The organism is Burkholderia sp. Bp9140, assembly GCF_003853425.1.
GTDB lineage: Bacteria > Pseudomonadota > Gammaproteobacteria > Burkholderiales > Burkholderiaceae > Burkholderia.
Genome location: NZ_QTPQ01000006.1, coordinates 21,398 through 44,701 on the forward strand (window position 1 = coordinate 21,398; position 23,304 = coordinate 44,701).

Here is a 23,304-nt window from a genome sequence, read left to right on the forward strand (position 1 = left end):
CCTGTTGGTTCAGTCCGTGTTCTCCTTGCGATACTTTTCCTGACCTTGAAGCCTCACCGGCAGGTGATGGTCGAACAGAATCGCAGAGGAGACGGGCATGACGGAGTTTGACAGGAAGCGGCGAACGACGCTCATTGCATTGGGCGCATTGGCTACTTCGAGTGGCGGATTGGGCATCGCCGGATGCGCACAATCGCTTCCCGCGAACGTCCCGTGGTCAACGGGGGCAACACGCACCCGGATCAGAATGCCAGCCGACGCAACCGATTGCCACCATCACATTTATGACCATGGCTATCCATGGGCACCCGAGGCAACCTTGAAGCCCGGAAGCGCAACGGTCGACGATTATCGACTGCTGCAGCAGCGCATCGGCACAAGCCGCAACGTCGTCATACAGCCGTCCAGCTACGGCATCGACAACCGCCTGTTGCTCGCCTCGATTGCACGATTCAACGGTCGCGCGCGCGGTGTGGCGGTCGTCAACACGAGTGTGACCGACGCACAGCTGGACGAACTTCATCAAGGTGGCGTTCGCGGAATCCGCTTCAACCTCGCGCCACCGGGGACCACAACGCTGGATATGGTCAAGCCTCTCGCGAAACGAGTGGGACCGATGGGCTGGCATATTCAGGTGAACGCACCGGCGGATTATCTTCTGGATGCCAAAGATATATGGTTCGATCTGCCATGTCCGGTGGTCTTCGATCACCTTGCCCATGTACCCGAGCCGGATCCGCTGAATCACCCCGCATTCGAAATGGTGGCGAATCTCCTGACGAACGGCAAAGCCTATGTCAAGTTGACCGGCTTTTACATGGATACGCGCGTCGGGCCACCCGCCTATGCAGACAGCGTCAAGGTTGCATCGGCCTATGCAGCGATCGCCCCTGATCGCGTATTGTGGGGCAGCGACTGGCCACACCCGACCGAGCAGGCCCGTCACCGGATTCCGGACGATGCGCTGTTGGCTGATCTGTTGAAGATCGTCATCCCGGACGAAACGATGAGGAACAAGGTATGGGTCGATAACCCGGCTACGCTCTACCAATTCGCGTAGGCTTGCGCTTGCGTCCTTTCGATGCCTGCTTAAATCACAATCGGAGTCGTATGTAACGACCGCAGACCAACCGCCGCCTCGCTCCATTAAGCGGGTGCGCTTGTTTCGTGCCATGGGTGATGGGCACCCGACAGGCTATGGAGATTCAGGCAATTGCTGCCCCATCGTTTCCGGCGCGCGTTCGGCCGGTTCCGAAGGCAACCGGCCGTTGAAATGACAGCGAAGTCCGCCTCGCGAACGGCAACTATTTGCCGAACGCCGACGGCCCTCCCCCGCGCTCCGCGAAAACCGGCGACGAACCACAAAAAAGCCACCCTCTCGAGTGGCTTCCCCTTTGCGATCACGCCCGCATCACGCGTGCGTCCGGCGGCTTGCCTCCGCATCGACCTCACGCAGCGACTTGCCGCGCGTCTCCTTCGCAAGCCCGACGCACACGATCGAGATCACAGCCGCGGCGACCAGATACAGCGCGATCGGCGTCGACGAGTGATACCGCTCGAGCAGCGACAGCCCGATCAGCGGCGCGAGCGAGCCCGCCATCAGCGGCGCGACCTGGTAGCACAGCGACAGCGCGGTGTAGCGCACGTTGGTCGGGAACATCTCGGTCATCAGCGCCGAATACGGCGAGTAGGTCATCGATTCAATGAACAGGCCGAGCACGATCGCGGCCATGATGATCCAGTCGTTGCCGGTGTCCATCATCGGGAACGCGACGAAGCCCCAGCCGGCGGTCAGCACCGCCCCCGTCAGGTACACGGGCTTGCGGCCGACGAGGTCCGACATCAGCCCCATCAGCGGGATGAAGAGGAAGTGGATCGCGTTGGCCGCGAACATCAGCTTCAGGATCCGCGTGGTGTCGAAACCGACGACGAGCTTCAGGTACGTCAGCGAGAACGTGACGACCATGTAGTACAGGATGTTCTCGGCGAAACGCGCGCCGATGCCGATCAGCACCTGCCGCCAGTGATGCTTCAGCACGTGGGCCACGCCGAGCTGCTTTTCCTGCTTCTGCTCGCGGCGTGCCTGCGCCTCCTTGAAGATCGGCGCATCGTCGACCTTGCGGCGAATCCAGAAGCCGATCAGCACGACCACCGCCGAGAACCAGAACGCCGCGCGCCAGCCCCATGACAGGAAGTCGGCCTCGGACAGCGAGCTCGACAGCACCAGCAGGATGATGGTCGCGACCAGGTTGCCGGCCGGCACGCCGGCTTGCGGCCAGCTGGCCCAGTAGCCGCGGCGGTTGTCCGGGCTATGCTCGCTGACCAGCAGGATCGCGCCGCCCCACTCGCCGCCGAACGCAAAGCCCTGGATCAGGCGCAGCGACACCAGCAGCACCGGCGCCCAGTAGCCGATCGCATCGAAGGTCGGCAGGCAGCCCATCAGGAAGGTCGTGATGCCGACCACGATCAGGCTGACCTGCAGCAGATACTTGCGGCCGAACTTGTCGCCGTAGTAGCCGAACACCAGCCCGCCAATCGGGCGCGCGGCGAACCCCACCGCATACAGCGCGAACGCGGCGAGCAGGCCGTCGATCGGGTTGCCCGTCTTCTTGAAGAAGTGCGTGCCGAACACCAGCGCCGATGCCGTTCCATACAGGAAGAACTCGTACCACTCCGCCACCGACCCGACCATCGACGCCGCGACGACCCGCTTCAATTCCCGTTTCGATGCCGTGTCCTGCACGGCTGCCGCACCACCAGGCGAGACTGCCTCGCCGACCTGACTTGTCATCTCCGTATCTCCTCTCGTTGCCTTCCATTTCCCTTGACGGGCCGGTTCGCGAGCATGCGCGCCGAAAGATTTTATACAATATCCAATACACAATCCATGCAATCTCAAAAATGCTTTCGGCGGAAATGCGATACGCCGGGCGGTGTTTGCCGACCGGGCCGGGAGCCTGCGGGGCGAGCGATTCTGGTCAGAAGAAAGTGCCGCGGGAACGGGCTTGAGGGCGACAGGTCGGGCGCAGATGGCCGCCGGACGGAGCCGGGACGCGCATCGACCGGCTGCGCGGGAATCGTCTGCGATCCCCGCCGGAGGCCGCTGCGGCGCGGTTCGCCGCCCTCCCCGGCACCCCGGAACGACGACCTGCGTCACGCCCTTTTTATTTTATATTGTATAAAATATGCGGACTGGCTAGAATGCACTCGTCGATGGCTGACTCTCGGGCGAAACCGGAGGCACGTTTCGGCACCGAGGCAAACAAGAGGTGGCCAGCCGCCGTCCGGATCACATGAAGCACCGGCGAGACGGCGAGCGCGCGTACAGCCCAGGTTGCCAGCAATGGCAGTTGACCCTATCTGAATGTGAGGAAACGAGATGAGCGACAACATTTTTACCGGCACCATTCCGGCCCTGATGACTCCGTGCACCGCTGATCGTCAGCCGGATTTCGACGCGCTGGTGAAAAAGGGCAAGGAGCTGGTGGCACTCGGCATGCGCGCGGTGGTGTACTGCGGCTCGATGGGCGACTGGCCGCTGCTGACCGAAGCACAGCGCCAGGAAGGCGTCGCGCGCCTGGTCGAAGCCGGCGTGCCGACCATCGTCGGTACCGGCGCGGTGAACTCGAAGGAAGCCGTATCGCACGCCGCGCATGCGGCGAAGGTCGGCGCGCACGGCCTGATGGTGATCCCGCGCGTGCTGTCGCGCGGCGCGTCGCCGGCCGCACAGAAGGCCCACTTCGCCGCGATCCTGAACGCGGCGCCGAACCTGCCGGCCGTGATCTACAACAGCCCGTACTACGGCTTCGCGACCCGCGCGGACCTGTTCTTCGAACTGCGCCGCCAGCACCCGAACCTGATCGGCTTCAAGGAATTCGGCGGCGCCGCCGACATGCGCTACGCAGCCGAGAACATCACGTCGCAGGACGACAGCGTGACGCTGATGGCCGGCGTCGACACGCAAGTGTTCCATGGCTTCGTGAACTGCGGCGCCGCCGGCGCGATCACCGGCATCGGCAACGCGCTGCCGCGTGAAGTGCTGCAACTGGTCGACCTGTGCAAGAAGGCCGCGCAAGGCGATGCCGTGGCGCGCGTGCGTGCGAAGGAACTGGAAGCGGCGCTGGCCGTGCTGTCGTCGTTCGACGAAGGCTGCGACCTGGTCCTGTTCTACAAGCACCTGATGGTGCTGAACGGCGACAAGGAATACACGCTGCACTTCAACGAAACCGATGCTCTGAGCGACGCGCAGCGCAACTACGCGGAAGCGCAGTACACGCTGTTCCGCAACTGGTACGCGAACTGGTCGAAGACGATCGCCTAAGCTGTGCGATTGGCGGCCGTGAATCGGCTGCGTGATGGAACGGAAAAGCCACGGATTGCTCCGTGGCTTTTCGTTTATCCGCGCCCCGCGCTGAAACAGCGGGCCGGCGCACACTCGACAGGCACCTGTCGCATCAGTGTTGCTGCATGGCCGCCCCGCTCGCGCGCTCCTGCTCAGTGATCTCCGTTCCGCAATGGCCGATTGCATACAACGCACCGGCCGCGGCGAGCGCCGGCACCGCAAGCAGGCTGAACACATCGCCGAAGCGCCAGCCGAGCCCCATCAGCATCGCGCCGGCGAACGCGCCGGCCACGCCGCCGATCCGTCCGATGCCGAGCATCCAGGCCACGCCCGTCGCACGGCAACGCGTCGGATACAGGCTCGCCGCATACGCCGACATCGACGTCACCGCGCTCGTCACCACGGTGCCGCACAGGAAGATCAGCGTGCCGAGCCACGCGGCATGTCCGATCGTGCGGCTCACCACGAGCACCAGCAGCGCTGCGACGACGTACGCACACACGATCGTCCGGTTCGGATTGAAGCGATCCATCAGCCAACCGACGCCGAGGTTGCCGAGCACGCCGCCCAGCGGGAACAGCGACGTCATCAGTGCGCCGCCCTCGGCGCTGAAGCCCGCGTCGCGAAACAGCGTCGGCATCCAGTTGGTCAGCAGGTAATAGATCAGCAGCCCCATGAAGTAGGCCGCCCACAGCATCAGCGTGCGCGAGCGAAACTGCGCGGACAGCACCTGCGCGAGCGCGGACGCCCCGCCCGCTTGCGGGCGCGCGCCGGCGGCCGCGAACGTGCAGTCGTCGAAGCGCCCGCCCGGCGCGATCCGCGCGAGGATTCGTGCGATGCGCGCATGCGTGCCCGGGCGTGCCGCGAGATACTGAGCGGACTCGGGCAGCAGCATCACGAGCGCCGCCGCCAGAACGATCGGCCCGATGCCGCCGGCGGTCAGCACGCTTTGCCAGCCGAAATGCGGAATCAGCCATGCCGACGTGACGCCGCCCGTCGCGAGCCCGCACGAGAAGCCGCAGAACATCGCGTTGACGGCCACGCCGCGGATCCGGGCGGGCGCATATTCCGACATCAGCGTGACGGCGTTCGGCATCGCCGCGCCGAGACCGAGCCCGGTCAGGAAGCGCAATGCGGTCAATGCCTCGATCGACTGCGCATGCGCGGACACCATGCTCCACGCGCCGAAGCAGGCAACCGACAGCACGAGCACCGTCTTGCGGCCGAGCCGGTCCGCGCAGGGGCCGGCGGCGAGCGCGCCGATACCGAGCCCGGCCAGCGCCGCGCTCATCACCGGGCCGAGCGCGCTGCGCGCGATGCCCCAGTCGTGCGTCAGCGCGGGCGCGATGAAGCCGATCGCGGCCGTGTCGTAGCCGTCGGCGGCCACGACCAGAAAGCACAGGATCAGGATCAGCCACTGGCAAGGGGAAAAGCGCTCGGCGTCGATGAACGACTGCACGTCGAGCGTACGCGGTTGGGTTTTCATCTGTGTCTCCTTCGGTCCGGGCGCACGGCAGCGCTGATGCGCCGCATGCGCGCGGACATCTCCATGGTCATGTTTCGTTGTGAAGCGGTTTCGGATGCGCGGCGCAGGTCAGCCGCCGGGCGGTGAATCCGCCGCGCCATAGGCCACCCAGCCGCCGTCGACGTTCAGCACGGTGCCGGTGACGCAGCTCGCCGCGTCCGATGCGAGGAACACGATCGCGGCCTTCGCCGCACCGTACGCATTGCGCGTCGGCATGCCGCCCTGGCCGGCGATCGAGTGGTCATCGTCATGCTCAGCGCGTCAGGTACGCAAGGCTCGGGAACGCGACGCGGCGGATGATGCGGCTCTCCTGCGCGACGATCAGATGGCCGGACGCCTGCAGATACGCGGGCCAGTCCGGATCGGCATCGCGCGCCGTGCGCCGCGCGTCGTAGTCGGCGATGCTGTCGTAGCCCCACAGATGCACGACCTGGTTCAGTGCGCCGATGTCGCTCATGTAGAAGCCGACGGGCGCACCGAGATACTTCACCTGGATCGGCATCGCGAGCCGGTCGAAGATCTCGATGAACTCCGCCATGCCGCGCGGGCGGATCGTATAGATGCGATGGTCGATGAATGCTTTCGAGGGTGTCATGGTCTGCTCCGGGTTCAGGCGGTCGCGCGCGTGTCGACGCGATGCGCCGCGGCAGCGCGCGGCGTCGGTTCGGGGAGGCCGGTCTGGTCGACAAGACCCGCGATATGGCGCGCGCTCAGGTAGCCGAACGTCATGATCGGACCGAGCGTGATCCCGGCGCCCGGGTAGTTGCCGCCCATGATGCTGGCGCGATCGTTGCCGACCGCATACAGGCCGGCGACCGGCCGGTCGTCGGCGGCCAGCACCTGCCCGACCGCGTTGGTCCGGATTCCGTCGAAGGTGCCGAGATCGCCCATCACGACCTTCAGCGCGTAATACGGCCCGTCGCCGAGCGGCGCCACGCACGGATTCGGACGATGGTCGGCGTCGCCGAGATAGCGGTTGAACGACGTCGTGCCGCGGCCGAACTCGGGATCCTCGCCGCGCGCGGCGTCGTGGTTGTAGCGCCGCACGGTCGCCTCCAGATTCGCCGCATCGATGCCGGCCCGCTGCGCGAGTTCCGCCAGCGTGCGGCCCTTCACGAGATAGCCGTGGCGCAGCAGCGGCCCGAGCGGCACAGGTGCGGGCTTCGCAAAGCCGAGCCCGTACTTGCGGATCGTCGCGTGGTCGCACACCAGCCACATCGCCGTCTCGGTGTCGTCGCGGCATGCCTCGATCATCGCGGCGCCGACGTCGTGATATGAATTCGATTCGTTCGTGAAGCGCACGCCGCGACGCGTCACGCCGATGACACCCGGCTTGTAGCGATCGAGCAGATGCGGGAACACACCGAAGCGGCCGTCGCCGAGCGGCACGCGCGAAACGGGCATCCATGCGGCCGGTTGCGGATAGCGCATCTCCACGCGGCCGCCGGCCCGCTCGGCGAATGTCGCGCCGTCGCCGGTGTTGCCGGTCGGGACGGGCGACACATGCTCGCCGCCGCGCGCAACGTGCGGGTATGCACGCGCGATTCGCGCGACGTCGTGCGAGAAGCCGCCGCTCGCCAGCACGACCGCACGGTGCGCGGTAATGCGATACGTCGCACCGTCCGCCCCGACCGTCGCGCCGACGATGCGTGCGCCTTCCGTGACGAGCTCGCGTGCGGGCGTGTCGGTCAGGATCGGGATCCCGAGGTCCAGCGCGGACTTCGCGAGCCGTGCGGCGAGCGCGTTGCCGCTCGTGACCTGCACGCCGCGCCGGTACAGCGCGAGATCCTTCAGATGCGCGGCAAGCCGCTTCGTCACGTACCACGCCGACTTGAGCGAGCGCGTCGCGTTGAAGAAGTGCTTCAGGTCCGCATTCGACGAATTGAACATCATCCCGATGAACGTGATCGTCTTCAACGGCGGACGCAGGCGCTCGAGATTGCGCCCGAGCCGCCGCGCATCGTACGGCGCGGCGACGACCGAGCGGCCGATGTCGACCCCGCCCGGCACGTTCGGGTGATAGTCGGGATACAGCGTCGGGACGAATTTCACGTCGGTTTCCCGCTCGAAGAAGTCGAGCATGCGCGGGCCGTGCTCGAGGAACGCCTCGATCGCGGCATCGTCGTGACATGCGCCCGTTTCACCGCGCAAATACGTGCGCGCCGCATCGCGCGTATCCCGTACGCCGTTTGCGCTTGCATGGCGATTGCCGGGTATCCACAGCACGCCGCCGGAAAACGCGGTCGTGCCGCCGAAGCACGCCTCCTTCTCGACGACGATCACGTCGAGGCCGGCCTTGCGCGCGGTAATGGCGGTGGACAGGCCGCCCGCTCCCGATCCGATCACGAGCAGGTCGCACGTGACGTGCTTCGAGCGCTGCTGATCGTTCATCATGTCTTCCTCCATCCATATGGAATCACCGCGCGGCCGCATCGCCTGACACGGCGAGCCTGCATGCAGCGCGGCACCGTCGTTGAATCAGCTGGCGCCGGCACCGGCCTCGAAGCCCGGCCGCGGCACGAGATCCATCAGCATCGCGTCGAGTCCGCCGTCGACCACCAGTTCCGCGCCGTTCACATACGCGGCACGCGGACTGGCCAGAAAGGCGACGACGTTCGCGATGTCGTCGGGCCGGCCGATGCGGCGGCTCGCGGTCATCGCGCTGCGGCGCGCCTCGATGTCGCCGCTCGCATAGAACGACTCGGACAGCGGCGTGCGAATCATCCCGGGGCACACGGTATTGCTGCGGATGCCGCGCGGCCCCCACTCCGCCGCCAGTTGCCGCGCGAGCATCGCGACCGCCGCCTTGCTCGCGCTGTACGCGCCGCTATGCGTCTGCGGGTAGCGGGCCGCAATGGACGCGACATGCACCAGCGAGCCCGAGCCGCGCGCGAGCATCGCGCGCCCGAACGCTTGCGAGCACAGCATGTAGCCGGTGAGGTTGACCTGCAGCATCGCGTTCCATGCGTCGAGGCCGATGGTCTCGATGCCGCCCGCACGCAACAGGCCCGCGTTGTTCACGAGCACGTCGGCCGGGCCGAGATCGCGTTCCACGCGTTCGGCGGCCTGGGTCACGCTGGCGGCGTCGCCGATATCGCACCCGATTGCGACGACGTCGCCGCCGCTCGGACGCAGCCGCTCGGCGAGCGCAATGGTCTTGTCCGCGTCGCGGTCGAGCAGGGCGACCCGCGCACCGGCGGCCACGAACGCTTCCACGATCGACGTGCCGATGCCGCCCGCCGCCCCCGTCACGACACACACCTGCCCGTCGAGACGAAGCCAGTCCTGCTGCTGATGATCTGCTTGCGATATCATTAGTTATCCTTTTTAAATAGACTGGAAATGTCCGGATCGATCCGGTACACGCTGCCCGAACGTCGCGCGATGTGTTAATTGCAAGCGCTACGTCGATGAGAAAAGTATAGAAGCGCGCATCGCGCGAAAATTGGACAAACGCCGCAAGCAACAGGACAATTTGTACACAGGAGGCCGCGCGGCATGAGGAGAATCCCTAACTACGATCTGTATGGCGAATCGGCTCGTCCGCCTTGGTACGACGCGTTCAACTTCGAATGGATACCGGAGCGCAGCCGGCCGAACGACTGGCATATCGCCGCGCACCGTCACGATGCGCTATTGCAGATTTTGTACATCCGGGGCGGGCACGGGCACGTCGTGATCGAGAGCGAGAAGCACACGTTCACGCCGCCGTGCCTCGTGCTGCTGCCCGCGCAGACGGTTCATGCGTTCGAGTTCTCGCCGCAGATCGACGGTCTCGTGATCACGGTCGTGCAGCGCGCGCTGGAAACGCTGGTCAAGACGGCCGCACCGGGTGCGCTGTCGATCCTGCAACGTGCGGCGGTGATTCCGGTCAAGGGGTCGGACGCGAGCGTGGCGATGCTGATGCCGCTGTTCGCGTTGCTCGAACAGGAGTTCCGCAGCACGTCACGCGGCCGCGGCGCGGCCGGGATGGCGTTGCTGGTGGCGCTGGTCGTTCACGTCGCGCGCGTGAGCGATCTCGCGGCGGCACCGTCGCATGCCGGCACCGACCGGCGCGGCAGGTTGCTGCGGCGTTTTCGCGAGTTGATCGACACACATTTTCGCGAGCATCGACCGGTGGAATTCTATGCGGACCGGCTCGGCGTGACGGCCGCGCAGCTTGCGCGCGTCTGCCGGGAGGAGTTGGGGATCTCGACGACGGCCGTCGTCAATGCGCATCTGATTCGCGAAGCGCAGCGCGATCTCGTTTATTCGAACCTGAGCGTGAAGCAGATCGCGCACGAGATGGGCTTTGCGGACAGCGCGTATTTCAGCCGCTATTTCCGCAAGCAGACCGGCCTGACGCCGGGCGAGTTCCGGGAATCGGCCCATCGCGACCTGATGCCGGGCCCGTCGTAAGCCAGACCGGTTTCGCACGGCGGAGCCGGTCGCGGCGCATGGATGCCGCGACCGGGAACGCCGACTCCGTCGCGCCGCGTCAGACCGCGACTGCGCCGACGTAGTTTTCGGCCATCGCCATCGCCGCCGGGCGCGACGTCGTCACATGCTCGAGCTCCGCGACCTGCAAACGCTGCTCGAACGGCGACGCGTCGTCGAGGCGGTGCATCATGCGCGTCATCCAGTACGAGAAGTGTTCGGCGCGCCAGATCCGGCGCAGCGCGGTTTCGCTGTACGCGTCGAGCAGGTCGGTGCTGTCTTCGTCATAGAACGCCTGCAATGCGGACGTCAGGATGCGCACGTCCGACACGGCCAGGTTGAGGCCCTTCGCGCCGGTCGGCGGCACGATATGCGCGGCATCGCCGGCGAGGAACAGGCGGCCGTGCTGCATCGTCGTCGACACGAAGCTGCGCATGCCGACGATGTTCTTCTGGAAGATCCGCCCTTCCACGACCTGCTGGCCGTCCGCGGAGTCGACGCGCGCATGCATCTCCGCCCAGATGCGATCGTCGGACCAGTTGTCGACTGAATCCTTCGGGTCGCACTGGAAATACATGCGCTGCACGTTCGGCGAGCGCGTGCTGACGAGCGCGAAGCCGCGTTCGTGGCGTGCATAGATCAGCTCGTCCGACGACGGCGGCGCTTCGACGAGGATGCCGAACCAGCCGAACGGAAAGACCCGCTCGTAGTCCTGCCGCAATGCGGCGGGGATCATCGTGCGCGACACGCCCTGCGAGCCGTCGCAGCCGATCACGAAATCGCAGTCGAGCGTCTGTTCGACGCCGTCGTGCACGAAGCGGATCGACGGCGCGTCGGTATCGATGCCGGAGATCGTCGTCCCGGACACGTTGAAGTACAGCGCGCCGCCGGTCGCGACGCGCGCGGCCACGAGATCCTTCAGCACCTCGTGCTGCGCGTAGACGGTAATCGCCTTGCCGGTCAGCCCGGTCAGATCGATGCGGCGGCGCTTGCCTTCGAACGCCAGCTCGAAGCCGTGATGCAGCGCGCCTTCCGCTTTCATCCGGTCGCCGACGCCCGATTCGGCCAGCACGTCCATCGTGCCCTGCTCGAGCACGCCGGCGCGAATGGTGGATTCGATCTGTTCGCGTCCGCGCGTCTCGAGGACGACCGACTCGATGCCGCGCAGATGAAGAAGATGGGAAAGCAGCAGGCCCGCGGGCCCCGCGCCGATGATGCCGACTTGCGTACGCATGAATGTCTCCGGGTGGAATTGATTTTGCGCAAGTGTGGCGGCGGCACGTGCTATCCCGCAACGCGATATCCGGAATATGGACTATCTCGATAATGGATAAAGGCGGGACGTGCGCGTCAGGCCAGGTGCGGCGCGCATTCGCCCGGTCAGGACTTCGTCGTCGCCGGCCGCGACTCCATCCCGTCGATCTTCGCGAGCAGTGCGTTGCCGAGTATCGGCACGTGGCGCGGCATGCCGGGGATCGCCAGCAGCGCTTCGATCCGTTCGCGCCAGTAACCAGGACGACTCACGCGCATCGCGTACGGCATCGCCGCAGCGCCGGTACCCGCATCGCTTTCCAGCAGCGCGACCATTCTCTCGATATGAGAGAGCTCGCGCTCCACATAGTCTCTCGTCAGCATGTGATTGCCACTCCCCGTAACACGGCATCCGGCCTGTCGTCGTCGGTGTGTCGTCGCATGGACTTTTCGCCCGACACGTCGTCCTCTTTTCCCGTCACGGTACGCGCGTCGTGTGTCAGGCAATCGCCGACACGCGCGACGATTTTGTTCGTATCGTCGGATCAATGTCGCACGGCGCAGCCGATGCGATTTCACCGTCGTGCAGCGCACGCCTCGTCCGCGGCCTCACTCCGTTGCCGATCGTAGACACTCCGCGTCGCGACGGCATCATCAAAATTGAGGATGCTTGCCAGAATCGATCGCACCGCATTCGCACGACATGCCGGCGTGCACGATGCGGCGACGCGCGCGGCAACCGGGGAACGGGGGGTGCCGAGGTACAGCACGATGCCAAAGTCGTCGAAGTAGACATCGGCATCGGCGGGATACGGAACGCCCGCGGATAGCCGCCACTGTCGCCATTGCGTCCCGTCGTCTTCATGAAGCAATCGATAGTGGACGATATCCGACGGCTTGCGGATCGCATGCGGCCCACGCAGCAGCTGCGGGCTGCATACAGCGTCATTTCGACACCGTGCATGGGTTGGGACCAGAAGCCGGGCCAGGGCGGATTGCCATACACCGCGGCCACATCCGTCCTGCGCCAGTCGACGCGTTCGGTGCGCGGATCGTCAGCACATGCAGCTTGATGTGCCGGTTCTCCGCCATGAATGCAAACAGCCGGGTTGCCAGCCAGCACACGCCGAACGTGGGCGGGACGGAGACAGTCAGGTTCGCGGCGGACGGGCGTTCTGCCGATGCCGCCGCGATCTGTCGAACCCCATCCGCGATGCCCTCCGATGCGGCTGACACCGCACGCCGCAACACGGCTCCATTGGCGGTCAACGGGAGCCGGTGGCCCCGCCTCTCGAACAGCTCCGCACCGATCGAGGCCTGAACGTTCCGCTGAAGATTTACGTGCGTCGCCAGTGTGAAGGTGCCGGTCAGCGGAATCGGCAGGTACCGATCTCCGCAGCCTTCTTTGCTGTTGCCGGGGATTTAGTTGACCCTGTCGCGCAGTTTTGGCGTATCACCCGAGAAGTCCACCCAGGCATTCGTGTTCAACAGTTCCGCGCGCGGGACGCTGGGTTCCTCGAAGCGGATGACGAACCTTTCGGGACCATGCGCGAATGCGACGATCACACCCTGCGGCGGATCCATATAGCCAGCATGCATGCCCAGGCCGGGATAGCTGAGTCGCACGGCCCGCCCATCGGGATCGATAGCGAAAACGGTCAATCGAGCGAGCACGCCGTCAGGCAGGACGAACACCCATGTGAACGGACCACCCGAAACGACCGTCATCACCTCGTCGATTCCAATCCCGTCTTCCGCCGTATTGACGTGAAGACGACCGTAACGGTTCAGCACCCAAGTCCGCATCTCGGACGTCAGCGCTTTCATGTCGTATACCTTCGGGTAGGGCGCCGTATCCCCTTCGCGCGTTCCCAAAAACCCGCCGCGGCGCATCTCGGGCGTGCGACCGGCGAGCTGAATCTGCTCCAGCAGGTCGCCGCGATGGAGGTTGAAGAGCGCAATCAGCCTGCTCTGCTCGTCTTCGCTGATTGCGCGGTCAACCGACGCTTCAAGGATGGGCTTTGCCGCTTCCGGGATGGCCACGGTACTGGCACGCACACCGACCGGGCGCAGAATTGCATTGACGCTCTCGATACCCTCGACGTCGGGACGGCCGTCGCTGAATTGCAGTTTCACGTAGTTCATTTCTCACTCTCCTATCAGAGCCTTGCTTGGAAGACGAGCTGACAAAAACCGGCTTTCGCTCGCATATGGACGATTGCTAGCGACATGCACGATTCGAACGCCTGTCGCGGCATGTCGCTCTCAATCGGTTGACACATCAATTAATCAGGAATACGTATTTAATTGCACAATGAAACGCTGTTGACGTACTTCGGAACCTCAGTGCATGCCGATGATCACTAACGCACCGGTCAGCGCCAGGTTGGTCTGCCACGTGCTGATGGCAGCGGTGCGTGCCGCGCCGGTTCTGCTCCAGAAATCCAGGAAGATGAACGATGCCGCGATCGTGAATGCAGCGAGCCCGAGCGCGGAGAGACGAACGTCCGCCTGCAGGGCCAACGCAATACCGGCGATGATTTGAAAGCTCGAGCCGAGCGCGAGGCTGATTCCCGGAAGCGGAATGCGTCGTGCGGACATGGCATCGGACAACTCGCGGAAATGCTTGAAGTGCACCACGCCATTGGCAACATAGAACAGGCCGAGCAGAACATACCCGACATGGGCCAGCAGGTCAGAATCGAACATGATGTCCCCCATCAAATGCAGTTGCGATGGCGGAATCATCGATTATCCAAATGGATTATGGAAATCGTTTCGGTGCACCAGAACTATTCTTGGCATGCATGATCGACGAACACCGCGGATAGCGGATAGCGGATAGCGGATAGCGGATAGCGGATAGCGGATAGCGGGTTGCCGCGCTGCCAGTGCAACGACGCATACTTTTATGCGAGCAGGTCTTGATACGGGTTCGTTTTATAACGCGCCCCGCATTCGAGAATGACGGATCGCAGCCAGCGATGTGCGGGATCGGTATCTCGCCGGACATGCCAGGCCTGTTGATAGGAAAACCTGGGCAGAGCCAGCGGTGGCCTGAAGGCGTGCAGCGCGTCCATGTCAGGCATGGTGCGCAGCGCGTGGCTCGCGATCGTCAGTATCAGATCGGTGCCTGCGATCAGCTTCGGCGCCACGCTCCAGTGAGGAAGCGCCACCGCGATATGTCGCTTGATACCCTTGGCGGCCAGGGTTCGGTCGATCTCGTCGACTGCATCGGGGCGCAGCGCCAGCATGACATGCGGGCGGCTCAGCCAGTCGTCGAACGACAGGTTCCGGCTCGGCGGCAGCGTAACGCTGTCCGCCACGCACACGAAGCCTTCTCCGAACAGATCCTCGACCTGTATTTCCGGCGGACGCTCGGGAAAAATACCGAGCGCGAGATCGATCTCGCCGTCAAGCAATTGCGCGAGCATGGCTTCCCGGCTGCCCTGGCTGACGCCAAGGTCGACACCCGGAGCGACGGACCGGACATGCCTCGTCAAGCCAGGAAGCAGCAGGTGTGACGCGTAGTCCGACAGCGCGAGACGAAAGCGGTTTCGCGCAAGCGCGGGATCGAACATCGGTGTCGCCAGCAATGCATTCAGATTGCCGAGTGCATCGTCGAGGGGTTCGATGATCTGCTGCGCACGTGCCGTCAGTTCCATGCGGCCTTGACGGCGGACCAGCAATGGATCGTCGAATCTTTCCCGCAACTGGGACAGGGCATGGCTGACGGCCGGCTGGCTCTTGTGCAGCCGTAGCGCGGCCCGCGTAACGTGCTTTTCCGTCAGCAGCGCATGCAGGGTAAGCAGCGAGTTGAGGTCGATCCGGCGAAGTTCATCCATGGCGCGAATACAGCACGTGCAATTAAGGAATTTCCATAAATCTAGCAGATGAACGACGCTGTGCGTATCACGTTGTCACCGGCCGGGAGCCCATTTCGATGATTGATCGACCTGCTGTCATGACGGCGATTCCGTTTGCATTTGCGTTGGCCGCAGGCGCAGTCGTTCCGTTTCAGGCCGCCAGCAACGCGGCACTCGGTCGAACCCTGGGCAATCCGCTATGGGCCGCGATGGCGTCACTATTGACAAGCCTGATCGTGATCGTCGCCACCGTACTCGCAATGAAGACGCCTTTGCCGGCCCTCGGTGCGGCGGGCCATCGCCCGCCGTGGCTATGGCTCGGCGGGATTGCCGGGGCCGTCTATATTGCTGGCGCAGTGATTCTTCCGCCCAAGCTCGGAGCAGGTGGATTCATCGTCGGTGTCATCGCAGGTCAGATGCTCGCTTCGACCCTGATCGATCATTTCGGGCTGATGGGCCTGGAGCCGAAGCCGATGACGTTGGCGCGAATCACCGGTGTCGGCTTGATTGCAATCGGAATCCTGGTCGTCCAGTCGACCGGCAAGGCCTCCTCGGCGCCCTTGCCGGACGCCACCGCCGATAGTCGCGGAAACGATCGGTGAAATCCCAATGGCGGTGGCTTTTGTTGGCGCTCCACGGGGTGACATACGCGATAGCGCTGGCAAGCATTGTTTGTCTTGTCGCTCCATTGGCCGGTATCCGAATCGCGCTGCCGGATATCGCGTCCGTGGCGGCGGCAGTTGCGATCGTCTGGTCCGTGTTCCGACTTTGCTGAAGACGAATCGATGGCGTGAATCGAGTGCTCGTCGACAAACCGCTAAACCAGCGGCGTATTGGCCACGCAGAATCTGCTTTTCGGCTGAGGGGCGCGCTAGCGATATTCACCGGCACGCACTCGACCGAACAGGCAATGGTGTCTTCAAACCAACCTGAATCATTTGGAGGATTGAATGAGTCCATTTGAAGTCAAACATATTGACCATATCGTGCTTCGCGTAAATGACGTGGAGCGCAGCATCGCGTTCTACGAAAGCGTTCTCGGTTGCAGCGTTGATCGACGCCGAGATGATCTCGGCATGGTCCATCTTCGTGCCGGCAATTCGATGATCGACCTCGTCGATGTCCACGGGCCCATCGGGCGCAACGGTGGCGGTGCCGCCGGATCTGGCCGGCGCAACGTGGATCATTTCTGTTTGCGCATCGAGCCCTTCGACGAAGACGCAATACTTGCCCATCTGGAGACATTCGACTTGACCGCGGACAAGGCCGTGATGCGCTATGGCGCGGAGGGCGATGGGTCGTCACTGTATTGCTTTGATCCCGATGGAAACCAGATCGAACTGAAAGCCGCGGCACTCACGAAATGAAGCGGCCGCTATGCCGGTACCGCTGCACATACCGTACGAGATCGGGATAGCGGTAGAGTGCGAAGGAGCCACACAGCCGTGTTCGGCAGCCGAAACCGCGCTCAGCCCCGCCGGCCGCGCGTGCCCTTGCCCCTGCCCCTTCCCGCCGGCGGTCCGCCCGCGCTCATCCGGTCCAGCTGCCGGACGATCTCCGCACGCAGCTCGGCCGACATCTCCACGCTGTCGAGCAGTTCCGAGATCCAGAGCCCGTCGGCCGCCAGCCGGCAGATCATCAGCGTCGCCGCCTGCTCGAGCGGCACCGGGTCCGGCCGCGTCCACTCGCGCATCGGCACCGACCAGCGCGTGCGCGTCTCCTGCTCGGTAATCATCGACGCGACCAGCACGCGCAGCACGTCGGTGCTCGCGGCCGGCTGCGCGGTGTCAAGCACCGCATGCAGATACGCGCGCGCCGCCGCGCCGTCGCCGTGCGGATCGGCCGCCCGGCGCGCGGCCATCTGCGTCGCGAAGCGCTCGGTCGCCTGCCCGAACAGCGCATCGAGCAAGCCCTGCTTGTTCGCGAAGTGATACTGCAGCGCGCCTTTCGTCACGCCCGCGCGCTCGGCGACCGCGTCGAGCGTCAACGCGGCCACGCCTTGATGGGTCGCGATCTCCGACGCGGCGTCCAGCAACTGCGCACGCACCTGCTCCGGCGCCTTTTTCCGCCGCACGCCGGCGACGGGCGCGGGCCCGTGCGCGTCCCGTGCGTCGGCCGGCCCGGCCGTGTCGGCAGGCATGGAGATGTCGCGTGGAGCGGATTCGAGGCGTTTTTTCATGGGGGCGATGGTAGCACCCGCGGTCTCGAGATAAACATTCCGGCTGGATGGTATGATCCGCCGCATGAACAAACCCGCCCCTTCCTCCTGGTCCGCGCTCGACACCGCGATCGCCCGTGGACGCGACGCGCTGATGCGTCTTCAGCAGCCTGACGGCAGCTGGTGTTTCGAACTCGAATCCGACGCGACGATCACCGCGGAATACATCCTGATGATGCATTTCATGGACAGGATCGACGACGCGCGCCAGGAGCGGATGGCGCGCTACCTGCGTGCGATCCAGCGGCTCGACACGCATGGCGGGTGGGACCTGTACGTCGACGGCGACCCGGACGTGTCGTGCAGCGTGAAGGCGTACTTCGCGCTGAAGGCCGCCGGCGACAGCGAGCATGCGCCGCACATGGTCCGCGCGCGCGACGCGATCCTGAAGCTCGGCGGCGCGGCGCGCTCGAACGTGTTCACGCGCATCCTGCTCGCGACGTTCGGCCAGGTGCCGTGGCGCGCGGCGCCATTCATGCCGATCGAATTCGTGCTGTTCCCGAAGTGGGTGCCGATCTCGATGTACAAGGTCGCGTACTGGGCGCGCACGACGATGGTGCCGCTGCTCGTGCTGTGCTCGCTGAAGGCCCGTGCGCGCAACCCGCGCAACGTCACGATCCCCGAGCTGTTCGTCACGCCGCCCGACCAGGAACGCCAGTACTTCCCGCCCGCGCGCGGGATGCGCCGCGCGTTCCTCGCGCTCGACCGCGTGGTGCGCCATGTCGAGCCGCTGCTGCCGAAACGCCTGCGGCAACGCGCGATCCGGCACGCCGAGGCGTGGTGCGCGGAGCGCATGAACGGCGAAGACGGCCTCGGCGGGATCTTTCCGCCGATCGTGTACAGCTACCAGATGATGGACGTGCTCGGCTACCCGGACGATCATCCGCTGCGCCGCGACTGCGAGAACGCGCTGGAGAAGCTGCTCGTCACGCGGCCCGACGGCAGCGTGTACTGTCAGCCGTGTCTGTCGCCGGTATGGGACACCGCATGGAGCACGATGGCGCTCGAGCAGGCGCGCGGCGCGGCCGTGCCGGAAGCCGGCGCGCCCGCGCGTGCGCCGGATGAACTCGACGCACGCATCGCCCGCGCATACGACTGGCTCGCCGAGCGCCAGGTGAACGACCTGCACGGCGACTGGATCGAGAACGCCCCCGCCGACACGCAACCGGGCGGCTGGGCGTTCCAGTACGCGAACCCGTACTACCCCGACATCGACGACACCGCGGTCGTCACCGCGATGCTCGACCGCCGCGGCCGCACGCATCGCAACGCGGACGGCTCGCATCCGTATGCGGCGCGCGTCGCGCGCGCGCTCGACTGGATGCGCGGGCTGCAGTCGCGCAACGGCGGCTTCGCGGCCTTCGACGCCGACTGCGACCGCCTGTACCTGAACGCGATCCCGTTCGCCGATCACGGCGCGCTGCTGGATCCGCCGACCGAGGACGTGTCGGGCCGCGTGCTGCTGTGCTTCGGCGTCACGCAGCGCGCGGACGACCACGCGTCGCTCGTGCGCGCGATCGACTACGTGAAGCGCACGCAGCAACCCGACGGCAGCTGGTGGGGCCGCTGGGGCACGAACTACATCTATGGCACGTGGAGCGTGCTGGCCGGGCTCGCGCTCGCGGGCGAGGATCCGTCGCAGCCGTACATCGCCCGCGCGCTCGCGTGGCTGCGCGCCCGTCAGCACGCGGATGGCGGCTGGGGCGAGACGAACGACAGCTACATCGACCCGGCGCTCGCCGGCACCAATGCGGGTGAAAGCACGTCGAACTGCACCGCGTGGGCACTCCTCGCGCAAATGGCGTTCGGCGACGGCGAATCGGAATCGGTCAGGCGCGGCATCGCATTTCTGCAATCGGTGCAGCAGGACGACGGCTTCTGGTGGCACCGGTCGCACAATGCGCCGGGCTTTCCGCGCATCTTCTACCTGAAGTATCACGGCTATACCGCGTACTTTCCGCTGTGGGCGCTCGCGCGCTATCGGCGTCTGGTCGGCGGCGCGTCTTCGGTCGACGCGCGCACCGTGTCTTCTTCCAACGCAGCGGACGCCGCGCTCGCCTGAGCAACGGCGCAGCGGACGCGCGTTGCCGCGTCCGCCGGCGCCCGTGATGCCATCCCGACGATGGCTGGAGCGGTTCTCCCCCGTCGGCCGGTGACACGCGGCCCCCTCACCGGCATTGCCCGCCCGTCACAGACATTTCCGTTCGGGCGGGCACGACGCGCGCTACCACACTACTGCTTGCCGTCCAGCGACTCGACGATCCGGTACGCGGTCTTCACGCGATCCTCGATCGGAAAGCTGCGGTTCGCGAGCATCACGATCGCGATCCGCTTCGCGGGGACGAACGCGACATAGGTGCTGAAGCCGTTGGTCGAGCCGGTCTTGTTGATCCACGTGTCCGGGCGCGGCGCGAGCGGCGGCTCGAGTGCGGTCGCGGGCGTCGCGTCGTGAAGCATCGGCGGCGCATTCCCTGCGAGCAGCGTCGGCAGCGCGACGGGATACGGATACTGCTCCCACATCAGGTCCTGCGTGAGCGGGCCCGCGCGGAAATAGCCGGTATGCGTGCGTTCGAGCGCGCGCTGCAGCCGCGGCGCCGTTTCGACGAGCCCCATGTTCGCCTGCACGAAGCGCAACAGGTCCGCCGCCGTCGTCCTGACGCCGTATGCCGGCTGCCACAGCATGCCGCCCGTCATCCGGACCGGCTTGCCGTCCTGCGTATAGCCCTGCGCATAGTCGGCCTGCCGCGCGGCGGGCACGTTGATGTAGGTGTGCGTCATCCCGAGCGCGGGAAACAGCCGCTGTTCCATCAGCGCCGCGAAGTCGCGGTTCATCGCCTTCGCGGTGAGCTGCCCGAACATCCCGGTCGCGACGTTCGAGTACGTGCGGCGCGTGCCCGGCGCGTACGCCGGCCGCCATGCGTCGAGATAGCGCATCAGCTCCGCGTCGTCGCGGATGCTGTCGGGCACCTGCAGCGGCATCCCGCCCGGCGTGTGCGTGCCGAGCTCGAGCAGCGTCACGCCGCCGAACGGCTTGCCCCGCAGCGCGGGCAGGTACTTGGCCGCAGGGTCCGACAGCGACAGCTCGCCGCCTTCCTGCGCGTCGGCGGCGAGCGTCGCGGTCAGCGTCTTGCTGACGGAGCCGATCTCGAACAGCGTGTCGCCGGTCACCGGCTTGCCGGTTTGCGTCGACACCACACCGTAGTCGAACACGTAAGGCTTGCCATCGGCGACGATGCCGATCGCCATGCCGGGAATGGCGAACTGCTTCATCAGCGGCGCGACGTTGCGGGTCACGGTGTCGTGAATCTCGTCGGCTGCGGCGGCGGCCGCGCGGCCGGCCGTGGCGGCGGCGCACGCGGCGACGAACAGGGTCGCGGCGATGCGTATCGCGTTGAATCGCATGGTTGCGGTTCCTTCGATTTTCTGATGGTTGTGTGAACAACTGGTCCGGCCGCGCCGCGCGGTGGCCGCGGCAGCCGGTCTGTCGAAGCACGACTATCCGCTGCCGGCCGCCCGTCAACAATCGATGATATGTTGCGCGAGCCTAAAGAAAATCTTATGCGACGCGTGAACCGGCCATGCGGACGTCAGTCCGGCAACCGCTCGAGAAACGCCAGCATCGCGGCGTTGAAGCGCGCCGGCCGCTGCAGCGGCGCGAAATGGCTCACGCCGGGCAGGATCGTCAGCGTCGCGCCCGGAATCGTGCGCGCGAGATACGCCGCATGCTCGGGGCGAATGAACTCGTCGTGCTCGCCCTGCACGATCGCCACCGGCACCGCGATCGCCGCGAGGTCGGCCGCGCTGTAATCCGGTTGCGTGCGCATCATTTCGCTGACGGCCGCAACGAACGCATCGAACTGGCCGGGCGTCGCGGACAGCCGCGCGTAGTCCTTGCGGTGCCGCGCGAAGCAGCGGTCGATCAGCGGGCTCGGCGCCATCTCCTTCGTGCCGCCCGGATCCATGTTGCACGCGAAGAAGAACACGCCCGCCGCCCGTTGCGGCGCGCGGGCGGCCAGCACGAGCGACACGCACGCGCCGTCGCTCCAGCCGACGAAGCGCGCGCGCTCGATGCGCAGCGCATCGAGTACCGCGAGCACGTCGGAGGCCATGCGTTCGTAGGAATAGGGGCGATCGTCGCGCGTGCTGCGGCCGTGGCCGCGGCTGTCGATCACGATCGCGCGGTAGCCGGCCGCGACGAGCGCCGGCACTTGGTTACCCCAGTTGCCGCCGTGGCCGAGGCCGCCGTGCAGCAGCACGACCGGCGGGCCGTGGCCGAACGACGCGTGCCGGATGCGCGCGCCGTCGTGGTTCAGCCATCCTTCGGCATCGGCCGCGGGCAGCGGCGTGCCGCCTTGCGCGTCGAAGCGGACGAGGTCGTCGTCGGCGAATTCCGCATTCATCGTTCTGCCGTCCTTTCGAGGGAGACGAGCTTGCGATTGTAATGCGTGGGGTGGCACGCCGCGGTGCGGCGCCGGGGCGTCAGGCCTGCGTCGACACCAGGCCGCCGGACGTCGAGCCGCCCGACTTCTGGATGGCCTGCGCGATCGCCGTCGACAGCGCGGCCGAGATCGTGCTCGCTTCCGCGCTCAGCGCCTGCTGTTCGACCGCGGCAGCCGGATCGTCCTTCGCGCGCTGCGCGGCGGCCGCCATTTGCTGCTGCAGTTGCGCGAGCTGTTTCTGCAGGCGCTCGATGAGCTGTTTCAGCTGCGTGACCGCGGGATCGTCGGCGGAGGATCCCGACGCGCCCGGCGTCTGCCCCGTGCCGTCGGACGGCGCGGCGCCGCCCGTCGGCGACGACGCGGCGGCCTTAGCCGTCGACGCGGCACCGTTGCCTGACGGGTTGGCGGTGGCGTTGCCGGTGGCCGGCGAGGTCTGCGCGGCGGAAGAAAGATCGATCTGCATCGTGTCGGTCCGTAACGAGTGCGACTCGGGTCGTTTGAACAGGGAATGCCTTGCAACCGGTTTACGGTATTCGTCGGATCAAACTTGAGTCCCGCCTTGCGCACAGCGCCGATGCTGCCGCCAGGCGGTTGCCGCGCGCAAGGCCGTGGGCGGGATGTCGATTGTCGCGAAGGGGCCAGAATGACCCGCCGTTCACGCTGGTAAAATCGCCAGTCGGCCTGCCTCCGCAGCACCCGGCTGCGTTCGGCAAGTCTTGCGGGCTTCCCCGCACCGGCGCCCGCCCGGTCGGGCGCAACGCGCGATGCCGTCCGGCGCCGTCGCCGTGCGCGCGTCGCGCGCGCAGCGACACGACGACGCGACGCCTTCGGCGCCCCCCCTTCACCACGCATTTCGAGGAATTCACGATGGCCCGCATCGGCGCCTTCTGCCTGACCACGTGGCTCGCGGCCGCGATTCTCTATTTCGGCCAGCATTCAGTCGCGATGATTGCGCTCAGCGGCGTGGTCGTGTTCGGCGGATTCGACCTGCTGCGTCCGTAACAACGGCGGGCGCGTGGCAGGCACGCCTCGCCGCGCGCCGCACTTTACCGCGGCAATGTCCGCAACGACGACGGCCCGCCCGACAGCGCGATGCGCTCGCCCGTATCGCGCAGCTTGCCGCCCTCCACCGCATACAGCGCGAGCTGCCGCTCGACGTTGAACTGCACGATCACATGCCGGCTGTCCGCGGTAAATGCGATGCCCTGCGCGGCTTCGCCGCCCGGCACAGCCCCGCGGGTGCGGAC

General features: G+C 65.9%; 22 protein-coding genes and 1 pseudogene. 7 read left to right on the top strand and 16 right to left on the bottom strand.

Annotated elements, in window-relative coordinates; translation table 11 throughout:
- The first annotated feature begins 97 nt into the window (after positions 1-97).
- Positions 98-1,060, top strand: coding sequence for an amidohydrolase (locus DIE21_RS06940; protein WP_124496987.1), 963 nt, complete (start codon positions 98-100; stop codon positions 1,058-1,060).
- 351 nt (positions 1,061-1,411) lie between these two features.
- Here DIE21_RS06940 and abaF read toward each other — a convergent pair whose 3' ends face one another.
- The gene (gene abaF, locus DIE21_RS06945) at positions 1,412-2,791 is read right to left on the bottom strand and encodes a fosfomycin efflux MFS transporter AbaF (RefSeq protein WP_124496988.1); all 1,380 of its coding nucleotides are present in this window, start codon (positions 2,789-2,791) and stop codon (positions 1,412-1,414) included.
- A 588-nt stretch (positions 2,792-3,379) separates the two neighbouring features.
- Here abaF and DIE21_RS06950 point away from each other — a divergent pair.
- Positions 3,380-4,321, top strand: coding sequence for a dihydrodipicolinate synthase family protein (locus DIE21_RS06950; protein ID WP_012372215.1), 942 nt, complete (start codon positions 3,380-3,382; stop codon positions 4,319-4,321).
- A 133-nt stretch (positions 4,322-4,454) separates the two neighbouring features.
- Here the strand turns inward: DIE21_RS06950 and DIE21_RS06955 are convergent, their stop codons facing one another.
- From DIE21_RS06955 to DIE21_RS06970, 5 genes are all read right to left on the bottom strand, one after another.
- Positions 4,455-5,828 (bottom strand): MFS transporter, encoded by a 1,374-nt coding sequence (locus tag DIE21_RS06955; RefSeq protein WP_124496989.1) that lies wholly within the window; start codon positions 5,826-5,828, stop codon positions 4,455-4,457.
- 108 nt (positions 5,829-5,936) lie between these two features.
- On the bottom strand, positions 5,937-6,083 hold the full coding sequence (locus tag DIE21_RS37120; RefSeq protein WP_185640690.1) for a hypothetical protein: 147 nt from the start codon (positions 6,081-6,083) through the stop codon (positions 5,937-5,939).
- 37 nt (positions 6,084-6,120) lie between these two features.
- A complete protein-coding gene (locus DIE21_RS06960) occupies positions 6,121-6,462 on the bottom strand; it encodes an NIPSNAP family protein (protein WP_124496990.1) in 342 nt (113 codons plus the stop codon).
- 14 nt (positions 6,463-6,476) lie between these two features.
- Positions 6,477-8,258, bottom strand: a complete 1,782-nt coding sequence (locus DIE21_RS06965) for an FAD-dependent oxidoreductase (RefSeq protein ID WP_260432342.1) — start codon at positions 8,256-8,258, stop codon at positions 6,477-6,479.
- 87 nt (positions 8,259-8,345) lie between these two features.
- Positions 8,346-9,182, bottom strand: coding sequence for an SDR family oxidoreductase (locus tag DIE21_RS06970; RefSeq protein WP_185640689.1), 837 nt, complete (start codon positions 9,180-9,182; stop codon positions 8,346-8,348).
- A 183-nt stretch (positions 9,183-9,365) separates the two neighbouring features.
- On the opposite strand from DIE21_RS06970, the gene DIE21_RS06975 reads away from it, so the two are divergent.
- Positions 9,366-10,265, top strand: a complete 900-nt coding sequence (locus DIE21_RS06975; protein WP_124496992.1) for a helix-turn-helix domain-containing protein — start codon at positions 9,366-9,368, stop codon at positions 10,263-10,265.
- A 79-nt stretch (positions 10,266-10,344) separates the two neighbouring features.
- Here DIE21_RS06975 and DIE21_RS06980 read toward each other — a convergent pair whose 3' ends face one another.
- From DIE21_RS06980 to DIE21_RS07000, 5 genes are all read right to left on the bottom strand, one after another.
- Positions 10,345-11,517: a 4-hydroxybenzoate 3-monooxygenase gene (locus tag DIE21_RS06980; protein ID WP_124496993.1), complete on the bottom strand. Its 1,173-nt coding sequence runs from the start codon at positions 11,515-11,517 to the stop codon at positions 10,345-10,347.
- Positions 11,518-11,663: 146 nt separating this feature from the next.
- Complete coding sequence (locus DIE21_RS06985; protein WP_124496994.1) at positions 11,664-11,918, bottom strand: hypothetical protein; 255 nt, start codon at positions 11,916-11,918, stop codon at positions 11,664-11,666.
- Between the two features lie 1,038 nt (positions 11,919-12,956).
- A complete protein-coding gene (locus tag DIE21_RS06990) occupies positions 12,957-13,679 on the bottom strand; it encodes a hypothetical protein (protein ID WP_124496995.1) in 723 nt (240 codons plus the stop codon).
- A 198-nt stretch (positions 13,680-13,877) separates the two neighbouring features.
- The gene (locus tag DIE21_RS06995; protein ID WP_124496996.1) at positions 13,878-14,282 is read right to left on the bottom strand and encodes a DoxX family protein; all 405 of its coding nucleotides are present in this window, start codon (positions 14,280-14,282) and stop codon (positions 13,878-13,880) included.
- Positions 14,283-14,443: 161 nt separating this feature from the next.
- Positions 14,444-15,379 (bottom strand): LysR family transcriptional regulator, encoded by a 936-nt coding sequence (locus tag DIE21_RS07000; protein WP_124496997.1) that lies wholly within the window; start codon positions 15,377-15,379, stop codon positions 14,444-14,446.
- Positions 15,380-15,477: 98 nt separating this feature from the next.
- Here DIE21_RS07000 and DIE21_RS07005 point away from each other — a divergent pair, with 98 nt between their 5' ends.
- Both DIE21_RS07005 and DIE21_RS07010 read left to right on the top strand, forming a co-directional pair.
- Positions 15,478-16,002 carry a DMT family transporter gene (locus DIE21_RS07005; RefSeq protein ID WP_124496998.1) on the top strand — a complete coding sequence of 175 codons (525 nt, stop codon included), beginning with the start codon at positions 15,478-15,480 and terminating at the stop codon, positions 16,000-16,002.
- A 348-nt stretch (positions 16,003-16,350) separates the two neighbouring features.
- Positions 16,351-16,767: a VOC family protein gene (locus DIE21_RS07010; protein ID WP_124496999.1), complete on the top strand. Its 417-nt coding sequence runs from the start codon at positions 16,351-16,353 to the stop codon at positions 16,765-16,767.
- A gap of 101 nt (positions 16,768-16,868) precedes the next feature.
- On the opposite strand, the gene DIE21_RS07015 is transcribed toward DIE21_RS07010, so the two are convergent.
- Entirely contained in the window at positions 16,869-17,579 is a 711-nt protein-coding gene (locus DIE21_RS07015) for a TetR/AcrR family transcriptional regulator (protein WP_124497000.1), read from the bottom strand.
- A 52-nt stretch (positions 17,580-17,631) separates the two neighbouring features.
- Between DIE21_RS07015 and shc the strand changes: the two genes are divergently transcribed.
- Positions 17,632-19,680, top strand: a complete 2,049-nt coding sequence (shc, locus tag DIE21_RS07020; RefSeq protein WP_124497001.1) for a squalene--hopene cyclase — start codon at positions 17,632-17,634, stop codon at positions 19,678-19,680.
- Positions 19,681-19,850: 170 nt separating this feature from the next.
- Here shc and ampC read toward each other — a convergent pair whose 3' ends face one another.
- From ampC to DIE21_RS07035, 3 genes are all read right to left on the bottom strand, one after another.
- Entirely contained in the window at positions 19,851-21,020 is a 1,170-nt protein-coding gene (gene ampC, locus DIE21_RS07025) for a class C beta-lactamase (RefSeq protein ID WP_124497002.1), read from the bottom strand.
- Between the two features lie 185 nt (positions 21,021-21,205).
- A complete protein-coding gene (locus DIE21_RS07030; RefSeq protein ID WP_124497003.1) occupies positions 21,206-22,018 on the bottom strand; it encodes an alpha/beta fold hydrolase in 813 nt (270 codons plus the stop codon).
- Between the two features lie 79 nt (positions 22,019-22,097).
- Positions 22,098-22,520, bottom strand: a complete 423-nt coding sequence (locus DIE21_RS07035; RefSeq protein WP_124497004.1) for a hypothetical protein — start codon at positions 22,518-22,520, stop codon at positions 22,098-22,100.
- A gap of 404 nt (positions 22,521-22,924) precedes the next feature.
- Here DIE21_RS07035 and DIE21_RS37650 point away from each other — a divergent pair, with 404 nt between their 5' ends.
- Positions 22,925-23,059, top strand: a complete 135-nt coding sequence (locus DIE21_RS37650) for a hypothetical protein (protein WP_006750603.1) — start codon at positions 22,925-22,927, stop codon at positions 23,057-23,059.
- 44 nt (positions 23,060-23,103) lie between these two features.
- Here DIE21_RS37650 and DIE21_RS07045 read toward each other — a convergent pair.
- A pseudogene (locus DIE21_RS07045) lies at positions 23,104-23,283 on the bottom strand (YncE family protein); the annotation flags it as partial.
- Positions 23,284-23,304: the final 21 nt, after the last annotated feature.